11 protein-coding genes and 1 pseudogene are annotated in these 14349 nt (G+C 58.9%); 4 read left to right on the top strand and 8 right to left on the bottom strand.

Features of this window, described 5'->3' with window-relative positions; all coding sequences use genetic code 11:
* The first annotated feature begins 49 nt into the window (after positions 1-49).
* Positions 50-885 (top strand): annotated as a pseudogene (locus tag NE852_RS31390) (GNAT family N-acetyltransferase).
* Between the two features lie 247 nt (positions 886-1132).
* Here the strand turns inward: NE852_RS31390 and NE852_RS31385 are convergent.
* From NE852_RS31385 to NE852_RS31365, 5 genes are all read right to left on the bottom strand, one after another.
* A complete protein-coding gene (locus tag NE852_RS31385) occupies positions 1133-1609 on the bottom strand; it encodes an Lrp/AsnC family transcriptional regulator (protein WP_008523467.1) in 477 nt (158 codons plus the stop codon).
* Positions 1610-1891: 282 nt separating this feature from the next.
* The gene (locus NE852_RS31380) at positions 1892-2965 is read right to left on the bottom strand and encodes a tartrate dehydrogenase (RefSeq protein WP_258157032.1); all 1074 of its coding nucleotides are present in this window, start codon (positions 2963-2965) and stop codon (positions 1892-1894) included.
* A 226-nt stretch (positions 2966-3191) separates the two neighbouring features.
* On the bottom strand, positions 3192-3899 hold the full coding sequence (locus NE852_RS31375; protein WP_008523447.1) for a GntR family transcriptional regulator: 708 nt from the start codon (positions 3897-3899) through the stop codon (positions 3192-3194).
* A gap of 77 nt (positions 3900-3976) precedes the next feature.
* Complete coding sequence (locus NE852_RS31370) at positions 3977-5344, bottom strand: aspartate aminotransferase family protein (protein WP_008523445.1); 1368 nt, start codon at positions 5342-5344, stop codon at positions 3977-3979.
* A gap of 8 nt (positions 5345-5352) precedes the next feature.
* Positions 5353-6417: a phosphotransferase gene (locus NE852_RS31365; protein WP_245270533.1), complete on the bottom strand. Its 1065-nt coding sequence runs from the start codon at positions 6415-6417 to the stop codon at positions 5353-5355.
* A gap of 530 nt (positions 6418-6947) precedes the next feature.
* Between NE852_RS31365 and NE852_RS31360 the strand changes: the two genes are divergently transcribed.
* A complete protein-coding gene (locus NE852_RS31360; protein WP_037170760.1) occupies positions 6948-7637 on the top strand; it encodes a haloacid dehalogenase type II in 690 nt (229 codons plus the stop codon).
* Between the two features lie 519 nt (positions 7638-8156).
* On the opposite strand, the gene NE852_RS31355 is transcribed toward NE852_RS31360, so the two are convergent.
* The 3 genes from NE852_RS31355 to NE852_RS31345 form a co-directional block, all read right to left on the bottom strand.
* Positions 8157-9599: an aldehyde dehydrogenase family protein gene (locus NE852_RS31355; RefSeq protein WP_008523439.1), complete on the bottom strand. Its 1443-nt coding sequence runs from the start codon at positions 9597-9599 to the stop codon at positions 8157-8159.
* 147 nt (positions 9600-9746) lie between these two features.
* Positions 9747-10724, bottom strand: a complete 978-nt coding sequence (locus tag NE852_RS31350; protein WP_205621924.1) for a threonine/serine dehydratase — start codon at positions 10722-10724, stop codon at positions 9747-9749.
* Positions 10721-11716: an ornithine cyclodeaminase family protein gene (locus NE852_RS31345; RefSeq protein WP_008523435.1), complete on the bottom strand. Its 996-nt coding sequence runs from the start codon at positions 11714-11716 to the stop codon at positions 10721-10723. The genes NE852_RS31350 and NE852_RS31345 overlap by 4 nt, the downstream gene beginning before the upstream one ends.
* 570 nt (positions 11717-12286) lie before the next feature.
* Here NE852_RS31345 and NE852_RS31340 point away from each other — a divergent pair.
* The gene (locus NE852_RS31340; protein ID WP_008523433.1) at positions 12287-12955 is read left to right on the top strand and encodes a haloacid dehalogenase type II; all 669 of its coding nucleotides are present in this window, start codon (positions 12287-12289) and stop codon (positions 12953-12955) included.
* Between the two features lie 221 nt (positions 12956-13176).
* Positions 13177-14271, top strand: a complete 1095-nt coding sequence (locus NE852_RS31335; protein WP_037170757.1) for a phosphotransferase enzyme family protein — start codon at positions 13177-13179, stop codon at positions 14269-14271.
* Positions 14272-14349 lie beyond the last annotated feature (78 nt).

The following is a 14349-nucleotide window of genomic DNA, read 5'->3' as shown; positions in this document are numbered from 1 at the left end:
TGGCAATCGCTCGCCCCGATTTCACGAGAACCACGAAATGGATGAACTCTTGCAAACGGAATCGATTGTTCTTGCGCCTTTCGAGGCTCACCATCTGGACGGTGCCGTGGCGTTGTCGCGGGCGGCGGGCTGGGCGCACAGGAGAGAAGACTGGCAAATGATATGGGGCCTAAGCGAGGGACGCGTTGCCCTCGCGGGCGACCGGGTGGTGGGTACCGCCCTGATGACCCCTTCGGCGACACCTGCTCGGCCATCAACATGATCATTGTCGACGAAAGCCAGCGCGGCCGGGGATTGGGAAGAAAGTTGACCACCGCCGTGTTGGCACTCGCCGGTGATCGGGAATGCCGTTTGACGGCCACAAGTGACGGTTTGCCACTTTATGAAAAGTTGGGCTTCGTTGCGACGCATAAAATCGTCCGCCAGCAGGGTATCACCGATCACGTCGAGGCCCCTGCAAATGTTGAGTGGATCGAGTCTGCCGCCCTGCCGGCCATCAAGGCGCTCGATCGTGCGGCATTCGGCGCCGATCGCGACGGTCTGTATGACGTTCTGGCGAAGGAGGGGACATTCGCCGCCATCCGGAATGGTGACGGTATCGCCGCCTTCGCAGCGACGCGGCTGTTCGGCAAGGGCGAAGTCGTGGGGCCAGTTGTTGCGGGAAACGTCGAACAGGCGAGGGATTTGCTGGCGTTCATCCTCGCTGGCAAGGAAGGTCGTGTCGTGCGAATTGACATCCCTGAGGCGAGCGGCCTTTCATCATCGCTCGAAAAATGCGGGCTACGTCATGAGGGTGGTGTCGTTGCGATGGTCCGGCGTGCAGGAGGCCGACCTCAAACACCGGCCGTTCAAACCTTCTGCCTGGCGAGCCAAGCTGTTGGCTGAAGTGAAGGTCTGAAGGGCGAGGCAGTTGAGCACTCCCGCTTGGCGAGATGATCAAGCGCATAGGCCTTTACTCTTCGAACATAGCCTCGTCAAAGGCCACAGCGGGCGGCCTCAATCGCTCGCCAGAGCGCTAATGCGAGCGTGCTTCGTTTCTCGTCTCTCTCCAATCTGGCGGCACGAGATGCCGGCTGCTCATCAATGCCGGACGACGGCCAGACCGACCAACATCGATGCATCTGCTACGAGATTACTGCTGGAACAGGCTTGCCAGCGGCAAATGCCCTTTGATCAGCGGCGATTTTAGCACGACGAAGCTGAAGTACTTGTCAATGCCGATCTGCGAATCGAGAAGCCGTTCCATGATCGCCTGGTACTCGTCGATTCCGGCCGTGACGAATTTTACGAGGTAATCGTACCCTCCCGAAACCAGATGGCACTCGATGACCTGATCTACCTTCTCGATCGCAGCAAGAAATCTGGCGAAGTCGAGATGACGGTGGTTCTTCAGCGTGATTTCGGTGAAAACCGTCAACGTCTGGCCCAGCTTTCCGATATTGATCTGAGCAGAGTAGCCCTCGATATATCCCTCCGCCTGCAGCTTTTTCACGCGCAGCAAACAGGGACTAGGCGAGAGATTGACCATCTCCGAAAGCGCGGCATTCGTAATTCGGCCATTCGTTTGCAACGCGGTAAGTATCTTGACGTCGATCCGATCAAGTTTCATCGGCCAGCTCCCGCTGATAAGGATTGTTCGGACATGGTCGCTGTGCACGCGCACCGTCCTCGGATCAAACCAACCTGTTCATGCGCGCGAGTGTGTCTGGCGTCACGAGAGCGCCCGCCGGGATGTCTTTCCGGCGCTGATCACGACACTTCCGCCTTCCGCGTGGCAGCGGATGCCGCTGGACGATCGACACGGGGCCAGGACTGCCGACAGCCATCAAAGATGCTGCGCAATGTCTTCCTTCCTTTCTGATCGTCCAAGATCATAGTCGGCTAAGTTTCCCTAGACATTAGAGGAGTGGATTGCGTCGCAGACGGCTTCGGTAACCTCCCGGGTTGTCGCTGAACCTCCCACGTCGGGGGTAAGGATTCCCGCGCCGGTCACTTGCGCGACAGCGCGCATGAGGCGGGCCGATCCCTCCCGCTCGCCGAGGTGGTCAAGCATCTGGGCCGCAGTCCAGAAGGCCGCAACCGGATTAGCGATGCCTTTGCCGGTGATGTCGAAGGCGGAGCCGTGGATCGGCTCAAACATCGAGGGAAAGCGGCGCTCCGGATCGATGTTCGCCGTCGGTGCAATACCCAGACTACCGGCAAGCGCACCGGCGAGGTCGGAAAGAATGTCGGCGTGCAGGTTCGTTGCCACGATCGTGTCGAGGCTATGCGGCTTGAGCGTCATCCGGACCGTCATGGCATCGACCAGCATCTTGTCCCACGTAACCTCGGGGAATTCCTCTGCCACCTCGCAAGCGATCTCGTCCCACATGACCATGCCATGCCGCTGGGCATTGGACTTCGTAACGACCGTAAGCAACTTGCGCGGTCGGGATTGAGCCAACCTGAAAGCGTAGCGCATGATGCGGGTGACGCCGACGCGGGTGAAGATGGCGACCTCCGTGCCGACCTCTTCGGGCAACCCGCGGTGAGCGCGGCCGCCATGGCCGGAATATTCGCCTTCGGAGTTCTCACGCACGATCACCCAGTCGAGGTCGCCGGGGCCGCAATTGCGCAGTGGGGAAGTTATCCCAGGCAGGATTTTGGTTGGCCGGACATTGGCGTACTGGTCGAAGCCCTGGCAGATCGGCAATCTGAGACCCCACAGGGTGACATGGTCCGGAACATCCGGTGCTCCGACCGCGCCGAAATAGATAGCGTCGAACTTCTTGAGCTGCTCCACCCCATCCGAGGGCATCATCACGCCATGTTTCTTGTAGTAGTCTGTGCCCCAGTTGAAATTTTCGAAGATGAATTTTACGTCGCCGAGTCGCATCTCCAGGTTTGCGAGAACCGTCTGGCCGGCGGCGATCACCTCAGGTCCGATGCCGTCGGCGGGTATGGTTGCGATGGAGTATTCACGCATCAAACTTCTCCGTATCGTTATTCGATCGAGTTGGCCAGCAGCGGCCGCAACTACGTCTTTGATGCCATACGCTCAGCGTCGACGCCGCGAAGCGGGGCCTCGCGAAGTCACAGAGGAAGCATCCGAGATGGGTGCTTGCTCCGCGTCGAACCCGCGGCGCCGGCATCCTCAGCGCCGCCTGACAGTTCATCCTTTCCGAACTGTCAAACTCCGCATGGAGCGCTGGTCAGCGTTGATCAAGCAATTTGATCTGGAGATCCACCCAGTGCTCCTGGAACGCCTCCCGTGCCGTATCGTAGTGCCGGCTTCTCAAGCTGTTGATGAGCCGCTCGTGTTCTTCCGCCATTTCTTCGGCGGTAGCGTAGAAATCCTGCCGCTGTGCGAGGAGGAGTTCGATCTCGCCTTCGAGGTCTGAATAGGTCCGCTTCAGGCGAGCGCTACCGCTCGCGGCGATGATTGCGCGGTGGAAATCGCGGTCCGCAGCAACCAACAGGGATCTGTCGGAGGATAGCGTCGACCTGTGCATAACGTCGACTGCCTCCAGTGCCTGAGACGGGATGACGCCGGTCAGCACGATCAGACGAATGGCCTCGCCCTCGACGGCGCCGCGCACGCGGGTGATATCGACGATATCGTCTGGCCCGAATTCGGGCACCACAAAGCCGCGGTTCGGTATCTGACGCAGCAGGCCCTGTGTGACGAGCACCTGGGCTGCTGTACGGAAGGTGTGCCGCGAGGTCGAAAGCTCTTCGCACATCTTCACGTCGCGGAGGAACTCGCCCGGTCGGAAATCCCCCGACAAGATGCGCCGTCGCAAGGCGTGGGTCAGGATTTCCACCGCGCTGGCGGGCAAGGGCTCGACGTTCATCTCTGGATCTTCAGCTCGATTCTTGGCGGCAGCGGCGGCATGGCTTTGGCTTTGCTCGTTGATCATGTACGTGTACCTACGCCACATGAGGCGGCGCAGGGCAAGGGAGATGATTTTGCCTCCTGGCCGCATGGAGGCAGGCCCTACTGCACGGACCGAAGCGCCTCGTCGATGCCCTCGAGCAGACGAGCAGCATTGGATGATGTGAAGATGAGCGGGGGCCTGATCTTCAGGATATGCGCGTCCGCTCCCGTCGCGGAAATGAGGATGCGCCGGTCGCGCAAGGCATTGACGGCTGCAAGCGCACGGTCCATGTCCGGAGTCTTCCGGTCTCCACCCTTGACGAGTTCGACGGCGAAATAGAGGCCGGCCCCGCGAACATCGCCGACGAATTCATATTCCTTCTGTAGGTCCCGAAGGCCGTCGAGGATTTCGCCGCCGATCTTGACAGCATTGTCTAACAGGCCTTCTTCGAGGATCGTGTCGAGCACGGCTTTTGCAGCGGCGATAGCGACGGAGTTGCCGCCAAACGTGTTGAAGTAGCGCATGCTGGATCCGAATTCGGCCACGAGTTCGGGCCGCAGCACTACGCCTGCGACGGGATAGCCGTTGCCCATGGGCTTGCCCATGGTGACGATATCCGGATCGACCTTATGACGGCGGTGACCCCAAAGATGGGTGCCGGTCCGCCCGAATCCGGATTGCACCTCGTCGGCAATGAACAGGCCGCCCGCCTTGCGCACCAATTCCGCCACGGGCGCCAATACGTCGGTCGGATCGACGTAAAGACCATCGGAGGAGAAGACGGAATCGGCGATAAAAGCCGCCAGGCCGCCGCCATGCCGCTCCATGTCGGCGATCTGCCGCACGACATCATCCGCCATCCGCCGGCCGATTTCCTCGACGGGGAGGCGATAGGAATCGGGCGCGGCGACCGTGCGAAGATAGGGATCCAGAGCCGACTTCCTGCCGAGCGACGGCGAGATAGCCGCCACCGCGCCGCTGTTGCCGTGATAGGCTTCGGCGGTGACGATGACGCCGGTCTTGCGTGTGTGGTAACGCGCGATCCGCAAGGCGAGATCGTTGGCTTCCGAGCCCGTGCATGTGAACATCGCGCATCCGGTCCGGCCGAGTTCGCCGCCGAACGTATTGATCAGGGCTTCGGCATAGTCCAGCAGCGGCTCCTGCATGTAACGCGTGTGGGTACAGAGTACCTCGAGCTGCTTCTGGATCGCCTCGACGATACGCGGATGAGAGTGACCCAGCGATACCACGTTGTTGTAAGCATCGAGATATTCGTTGCCGAACTTGTCATAAAGGAAGACGCCCTTGGCGCGAGAGATCTCAACCGGCGACTTGTAGAAGAGCCGATAAGCAGGCCCGAGCAGCCGTTGCCGCCTCGCGACATGCGCCAGATCTTCACTTGTGAGATGAGACGTGTCCTGAGGGTTGAAGCCATTGGGCATGTCGCCACGGAAGCCCTGGGGAAGAGTAGTCGCTTGCTTGGACATTATGGCTCCTATCGTGTCAGAAGATCGGAAATCTGTGCGGTGGAAATCGAGTGGAACCACTCGAGATGGCCCCAGCCGGCTTCGGTGTTGCGCAAGATATAGCGGCTATTCTCGGGGAAGATCTCGGCGCGCCAGCACGTCAGCAGCGCGCGAACCGCAAGACGACCCATCGACAGGAAAGGAATGAGCCGGATCTCCTCGTCCGTCAGATCGGCATGGCGGAGATAACCGCGCAGAACGTCGCGCGGTTCGTCGAACAGATCACGCCGGTTCCCATGGTCGAAGGTTTTTGGCATCTGGTTCATCAACGCCGTGGAGACATCGACGGCGACGGCGGTACGGACCGCATCGCCGAAGTCGATGACGCCGGTCAGGAACTGCGGGTTGGCGTGATCGACGACCAGGTTCGACGTATTGAAATCGTTGTGGAGCACTTGTCGCCGGCAGAGGTCGAGTTTCGGCTTGACTTCGGCAAACCGCTCGAGCGCGCGGACGGTCCAGGTCCGCCTGTCGCCTCTGGGGATGAAACTTAACAGATCGCTGAGGTCGAGCAGATGGGTGACATCCCATGCCACCGCCCGGCCGTCGGCGGGATGCGTGAAATCGGCCATGGAATGACGCAGCTTTGCCAGGATTTCACCGATCCGTTCGCGCTGGGGGGCTGTGCAAAATGTGCGGTCGAGCGGGGTGCCGAGCAGGAAGGTAATGAGCCGCACCACGCGCCGCTCGCCGTCACTCGTGGTGACGACGGGCAAATCTGCCCCGTCGACGTCGCGGAGAGTGCGGGGGATGGGTAGATCAGGGGCCCGTTGCTCGAGATGCCGCGTCAGTGCGACCTGGAAATCGAGCTCCACGATCCGCTCAGAAGGATGAGCGATCTTGAGCACAAACTTCCCCTGGGCCGCGCAGTCGAGGAGGAACGTGTCGTCCTTTTCGGTTTCAAAGCGTGTTGCCGAGCCGCGAGTGCCATATAGCCGCTCGGCGATTGCTTCGGCTTCCTCGGTTCCCACGGGATGGCACGCCTCGGAAAGCTCAGGGATGCGGGCTGGCCCGCACTGATGCTTATGATCCATCTTGAAACTCACTCAGATCCTACCTCGAGAATGGGAGGCTCGATGGTCTCAGTATGTCACACTCCAATTTTTGTACAACAATTTTTTTACGCAACGGAAAACAATCAATCCGATTCCCAATCACCAAGAGCGGAATTCTCCTGATAAGTCCGAATCAATACGTAGCAATTTCAGCTATTTAAGATAATTGCCAGGAGCAACCGATCGCTACGGCAAGCAGGAACGAGGAGAGTTGCAGAACGAAGGATCTTAAAAATTGTTGTACAATTGGTTGCCATGGTCGCAAAGTTATGCCAGTGTGCATTCCACTCGTCGGAATGCAGCAAACAAGTTGGAGTGCTCCGCTTGGGTGGATCCGACCGGTATCGACAAAGGCAGAAGAAATGACCGGTTACGGATTCGCAAAGGATACTGCTCCGCTGCGGCATTGCAGTCTATCGGAACCGCGTCCTCTTTAGACAGGCGGTATGCCCGCTACGATGACCTTGGATAGGCACACCGTGCCAAGAAAATTGGAAGGAATACACGCCATGACTCAATTTCGACCGAAGTACGTGACCTTCGACTGCTACGGCACGCTCACCAATTTCGATATGGCCGGCGCTGCGCGACGCGTCTACGGCGAGCGCCTCTCCCCTGAAGCGATGGTCGCCTTCGTCGAGGCTTTCAGGGGCTATCGCCTTGACGAGGTGCTGGGACCATGGAAACCCTTCGTCGAAGTGGTGCACAATTCAATCGAACGCAGCTGTAAACGCATCGGTATCCCGTTCAAACCCGAAGACGCGCAACGCATCTATGACGAGGTGCCAACCTGGGGTCCGCACCCGGATGTCCCGGCTGGCCTGTCCAGGGTGGCCAAGGAAATTCCGCTGGTCATCCTGTCGAACTCCATGAACAGCCTGATCATGTCGAATGTCGAAAAGCTGGGCGCGCCCATCCATATGGTAATCACGGCAGAAGAAGTCGGGGCCTACAAACCGCTGATGAAGGGTTTCGAATACATGCTCGAGAAGCTCGGCTGCGGACCGGAAGACATTACTCATGTCTCCTCATCTTTCCGCTACGACCTGATGACCGCCTATGACCTGGGCATCAAGAGTAAGGTCTGGGTCAACCGCGGCCATGAGCCGGCCAATCCCTATTACGAATACACTGAGATTAAGGATATCGGCGGGCTGGCCGCCGCCGTTGGCCTGGAGCCAGCCCTCAAGCGCGCCTGAAAACCGGGGCTCAGGCCATTTTGCTGATGAGCCGGGGGGGGCCTTCGCCCCTTCTCTTTATCGTCCGGAGGGGCAAGCATGGCCTCCCTTGCGTAAGCGTGACTTGCCGGATTAGATGATGGTGCGATCCGGACGTCGGGCTCGGGGCGGGTTGTGCGCTGCCGCTAACGATATCCGCTTTCGATAACCCAGGCGATTGATCGGGGCGCACAACGCTCGTCAGCAAAGCGTCGGAGATGGCTGGGCAAAGTCGATCTTCGGTTGGTTCCTGCAGAAGGGGCGCTTCGATTAGAAGCGCAGCCACAAGCACCGCGATTCAACTTGCTACGGAATGGTTAGGTGTTGTCGACGTCGATCCCGAGGTATTGCGCCGGTGCTCTCCAGCCTCTGGTGGCCGAGCAAAAGGGGCGGCCAGGTTTCCGTCTCATTGTCGATGTCAGCGACTTTTATCCCTTTCATCGAGTGTGTGCCGCACGTTTTGGGAAAGCGCGATGCTCGACACCCGCTTTCGACGACTGGCTAGGTTTGCGTGTCGCACTCGTCCAAGAAGCCGACGATGCCCTTGATTTCGGTAAACTCGTGCAGTCCAAATTTCCCGTACTCCCGACCGTTGCCTGATTGCTTGTAGCCGCCGAAAGGGGCGGCTGCGTCCCAGGCGGAGCCGTTGAGGCGAACGGTTCCGGCGCGCAGCCTGCCTGCGAGCGCGCGCGCCTCCTTTGGATCGCCCTGTATGTAGGCGGCCAGCCCGTAGGGCGTATCGTTGGCTATCGCGATCGCTTCCTCTTCGCTGTCATAGCCGATGATCGACAGCACCGGGCCGAAGATTTCCTCCCGCGCAATCGCCATCTGATTGGTGACGCGGGCAAACACGGTTGGGCGCACGTAATAGCCCGCATCGAGATGCGAAGGGCGGCCGAGGCCACCCGCGACGAGCTCGGCTCCTTCCGCGATGCCGCGTTCGATCAGCGTCTGGATCTTGTCGAACTGGGCGGCGCTTGCGACTGGTCCGAGGCTGGTGCGCGGATCCGAAGGGGGACCGACAACGAGCGCAGCCGCTTCGATCGCGGCGATCGAGCTTGCTTCCGCCATTCGCTCCGCCGGCACCAGCATCCGCGTTGGCGCGGTACAGGTCTGGCCGGAATTGCCGAAGCACCGGCGCACGCCAGCGGCGACCGCGGCCGAGAAGTCGGCGCTGCGCAGGATGATGTTCGGCGACTTGCCCCCAAGCTCCTGATGCACCCGCTTGACCGTCGGTGCTGCCGCCTGCGCCACGGCAATGCCGGCGCGGGTCGACCCGGTGAAGGACACCATGTCCACATCCGGGTGGCCGGCCAGTACCGCACCTACAGTAGGCCCGTCGCCTTGCACGAGGTTGAAGACCCCCTTCGGCACGCCGGCCTCATTCATGATCTCGGCGAAGATCACAGCGTTGAACGGAGCGATCTCCGACGGCTTCAGGACCATGGTGCATCCCGTGGCGAGGGCCGGAGCGACCTTGCAGGCGATCTGATTGATCGGCCAGTTCCACGGCGTAATCATCGCAACCACACCGACGGGCTCGTGCAGGATGCGCGTGGCCCCCTGCATGTAGTCGAAGGCAAAGGTCTCGATGGCCTTGATCGCCTGCTCGAAATGGACAGCGCCGATGGCGGCCTGCTCAGCCCGGGCCATGGCGAGCGGTGCGCCCATTTCCCGTGAGATGACATCGCCGAGCTCGTCGTTGCGACGCTTCAGAATCATTACAATGCGCGTCAGCAGCTCGATGCGCTCTTCATTGGACGTCTGCGAGAAGGAGGAGAAGGCCCGCCGCGCAGCCGCGACCGCCCTTTCTGCGTCGGCGGCACTGCCGAGTGCGATCGTTCCGATCGGCAGTTCCGTCGAGGGATCGATGACCTCAAGTGTTTTCGACACAGACGGCTCGACCCACTCCCCGTCGATATAAAACCTGTGGGCATGTTTCATTGGTGGCTCTCATATTTGGCTTGGTCCGTCGCCCTGCCGAATGAAGCACGCGTTTCCCCCGCGGTTAGATCGCTTCCAGTCGCGCAGATGTGATCCCAGATGTTCAACGGCGATCGGGTTGGTGCATTAATCGAAGGTGAAAACGGATCAGGGCGCTACATTGTAAATCTCGGCAAGGTCGCTTAGATCCCAATTTCCGCCGGACAAGACCGCACACACTTTCTCATCTGGCTCCACGTGAATGTTGCCTGCCAACAGGGCTCCTATTCCGATGGAGGCGGCTGGTTCCGCGATCAATTTTGCATCCTTGGCAAGGGCGCGCATTCCGGCGATGATGTGTTCGTCTTCAACAAGAACAATCTCGTCGACATATTTTTCGATGATCGGGTACGGATTTTGACCCGGAACACTTAACCTTAGGCCATCCGCAATCGTGTTCTTTAACGGAAGCGATGTGCGCTCGTGGTTTTTCCGGCTGTAAAAGTATTTCGGCGTCAAGGCAGGCTCTGCCCCGATAACGCGCACCGATGGCTTGGTTTCTTTTATCGCAGTGGCGATGCCCGAGATCAGCCCTCCACCGCCCAAGGGCACGATAACCGTGTCCACATCTTCCAGGTCTTCCAGGATCTCACACCCGATCGTTCCCTGACCAGCCATTACGACGGGGTCCTCGAAGCCGTGAATGACCGCATAATTGTTTCCTTCAGCGATCTCGTAGACTTTTCTCCATCTAGCAGCGTTATCACCATCAAAAAGAATGACTTCCGCGCCAAGGGCTTCCGTATTGGCGATCTTGATTTTGGGTGTGGTGACCGGCAGCACCAACCTGACTTTTACGCCGAGCATCTTGGCTGCGTAAGCAAGCGCCTGGGCATGATTGCCCGACGAGGTCGCAATGATCCCGTTTGCGATCTCTTCTCGGGGGAGCGAGAGAGCCTTGTTCAGGGCGCCGCGGATCTTGAATGCGCCAGTGATCTGCAGGGTTTCCGGTTTGAGGTAGAGCTGACAACCAGCCGCTTTCTCGATTTTGTCGGCACGCAATAGCGGCGTGTGCCTGACATGCGGCTCTAACCGTTGCCGAGCTTCATGGATGTCCTGAATGGTCGGATAGTTGCGCATGGTCATTCCTCAAAAAACTGGAAGAAAGTGCCGATATTATTGGCTATGGCGTTGCGATAAATTCTGCTGGCGGTCGTATTGTCTTGTATGGCCATCCCCGTGGAGTCGAAAATGGTGATTTCGTCATCACTTTCTCGTCCCGGCTTCCTCCCCAATAATACCGCGCCGATTTCACCGTGGATGTCGTCCTTGGTAATGATGTTTTTATCCAGCGGGTGCCAGGTCTCGCCCTTCTCCGTGCATTGCGAAAGCGAGTCGACAATGATTTTGGCGTTTCGGAAGAGCTCTGGATCCAGCTCCTGTTTGCCGCGTTGATCCGTGCCGATTGCGACGATGTGCGTACCGGGTTTTACCCATGCCGCTTCTACAAGCGACCCTTTCCCTCGGGTCGTTGTGATCAAGATGTCGGCCCGCTCCACCGCCTCCTTCTTCGAGCTTGCGACGGTGACGGAAATGCCGAATTCGCGCTCGATGTCCGCCTTGTATTTGGAACTTGTTTCGTAGGTGCTGTCCCAGGCGTGGATCTCTTCGATCTTCATGATCTCATTGATCGCCCGGATTTGCATTCTTGCCTGATTGCCGGTGCCGATCGACGCGATCGTCCTGGCGTTCTTTCTGGCCAGCGCTTTGACGGAGACGGCTCCCGCCGCCCCGGTTCTAAGGCCAGTGATCAAGCTGCCATCCATGATACAAATCAACGCACAGCTCCTGGCATCAAACAGGAGAATGGTGCCCATGCTGTTCGGCACGCCGTGTTCTGCCGGGTTGTTGGCGAACCCTCCCGAATGCGCCTTCATGGAGATGATTTCAGCGACTTTATGATAGCCAAGTTTGAAGTCGATCTCGCCACGCAGGGAGGGCAGATGAATCCCGATATAGTCGGGCTGTTCCACCTGGTCGCTGCTGGAGGCCTTATAAGCCTCTTCGACCGCGCTAATGACTTCCGTCATGCCGATAAGCCGTGCTACCTCATTCTTCTTGAGCAGCAGCGTTTTCATGCGTGACCTCTCTATTCAATTCATCGGATGCGTCGGCGCATTGCGACCCGACCTGCACTGATCATATCAAGCCTGCTGTAAGTCTATTGACCGCATTCGCGGGACCCCTGGCAGATTGTTTTATATCGCACGGCAATTTTGGCAGAGAGTACTGGCAGGCGCCTTTTGGAGCTTGGGCGGGGTGCTGCAGCTATCCCGCCACTTCCAGTGCCAATCTCGGCAAATGATTGGGAGCTGACCCAGTCGATCTTACTCGCTGTCGCGTAGGGTGCCGAATGACGAGCTTCTCAGGATCGGACCCTTTCCGCTTCGCGAAATCTCTGCGACGCAAGCCCATACTTCGCGGTTGCGCTTCCGTTTCCGGCATGACGCGTTGACCGGGCAGTACCTACCTACCGCGTCCGGCATCTCGACCGCGGATCACTGTAACCCTGCAGTCACAAGCGCAAATGATGTTTCCTTCCAGCATTTTGTGCTGATGTTCCGCAATCTCCGGGCAATTCGGATCCGAGCACCGGGCTATGGTTTGTCATAACTTAAACAACTCCCCGCAAAGGAAGGACGAAGCGCATGACTACTTTCCGCCCGAAATACATCACCTTCGATTGCCATGGCACTCTCATCAACTTCCAGATGGCGGAGGCGGCACGTGATCTTTACGGCGACCGAATGAGCGAGCAGAAAATGCTGCAGTTCATCACGGACTTTTCCGCATACCGCCTTGATGAAGTCATGGCCGACTGGAAGCCTTATGCGGAAGTGGTCCACAACGCATTGGCAAGGACCTGCAAACGCAACGGCGTCGAGTTTAAGGACGAAGACGCGCAGATGGTTTACGAACGTGTTCCCACTTGGGGGCCGCATCCAGACGTTCCGGCGGGTCTTGCCAAGGTGGCCAAGGAAATTCCACTGGTCATTCTGTCAAATGCGATGAACTCGCAGATCATGTCCAACGTCGAGAAGCTCGGCGCGCCGTTCCACGCCGTCTACACCGCCGAACAGGCCGGCGCCTACAAGCCGCACTTCCGGGCGTTCGAATATATGCTCGATATGCTTGGTTGTGGCCCGGAGGACATCCTGCATTGCTCCTCCTCATTCCGCTACGATCTGATGTCCGCACATGACCTCGGGATCAAGAACAAGGTTTGGGTCAATCGCGGTCACGAGCCGGCCAATCCCTATTACGGATATACCGAAATCGCAGGCATCTCCGGATTGCCCGGCGTCGTCGGGCTTTAATGTGCGAGAATACCATCTGAAAATCCCGATCCCACCGGCCCGACAACCAGTCTCGGTTTGCCGTGAGATCGGGGCGGGGCATTGCAATGCCGCCGCGTTCATGTGCTTCGGCAGCAAATGCCGAACCCAGTCGGGATTGATCGAAGCGGACCGGATGTCATAGCGACGATCGCTTCGGATGAGTACGCCGCCCGAATTCAAACAGTGTGAGGGTTTCAGTCGTGGGTACCCCCAATGATGTGGTTTCAGACGGCGGTGCGCGTCATCTCGACGACAATCCGTCGGTCCGGGAGCCGTTCACTGAAGCATATTTTGAGGACGCTGCAGCAACTCTGGCGACAAAGCCGAGCTCTGCCGGAACACCGTTGTCCGAGTTGCTGCTGCGCCACTATGGTGTAACGGGAGCGATCAGCGTTCTCTCCTCGGAGGCTGAGTGTACCGCCGAGGTCAAGCTGTTGACCGGCGACCAGTTGATCCTCAAAACCTCAACGCGGCCCGAAGGAAGAGACAGTTTCCGCTTCCAGGTTGCGGCCCTTGCCGGACTGAAAGGCGCTTTCGGTTTCGCAGCTCCTCATATCGTGCGTACCAATGATGCCAAGTTGATGTTCGACGAGGAGAAGATTTGCGGCTACCTGCAGACCCGACTTTCAGGAACGCCGCTGCACCAGGTGACCGCAACTCGGGACGCCCTTTACCGGGTCGGTCAAGCGCTCGCCAGGCTCAGTCTGGCTCTCGAGCCTCTGAGTTTACCCGCCATCCACCGTCCAGTTCTTTGGCATGTCGGATGCTGGTCGCGGCTAATGGGACTAGCGGAGCATTTGCCTTCAGAGCCTGTCGCGGCATCCGTGCGTCTTGCCATGAACAACTATGTCGACTCCATCGAACTGCAATTGCGCGAGGTAGCCTGGCAGGTCACGCACAATGACCCCAGCCCGTTCAACACACTCCTCACCGATAATGGTGTCGCATTCATAGATTTTGGGGACGGCTGCTGGGGGCCACGGATTCAGGATCTGGCTGTTGCGGCGAGCCTCGTGGTGACAGATCCGACTTTGGCTATCGGAGGCGCAGAAAATCTCATCTCGGGTTATGCGTCGGTGCTTCCGCTTTCCGCGCTCGAGGCAAAGCTGCTCGTCGGGCTGATAAAGGCGCGGCAAAGCGCGCTCATCCTGATCAACTATTGGCGAGCCAGACTGTTTCCGGCGGAGGCAGCGTATATCAAAAAGAACGTGGGCCGCGCCGAACGCGGGCTCTCGATACTATCGTCGCTAGGGGTCGAAGAGGCAGAGCTCGCTGTGCTGCGTGCGGTGGCTTGACCCGGCGTTGCCGGAGACGACCCAAGGTTTTCGTCAGTCGCCTTGGCAGTCAGAACGATAACTCGCGCCTTCTCGCGG

The organism is Rhizobium sp. Pop5, assembly GCF_024721175.1.
Classification (GTDB): domain Bacteria; phylum Pseudomonadota; class Alphaproteobacteria; order Rhizobiales; family Rhizobiaceae; genus Rhizobium.
The sequence above is the reverse complement of the archived record's forward strand: the minus strand, read 5'-3'. Positions and strand labels throughout refer to the sequence as shown.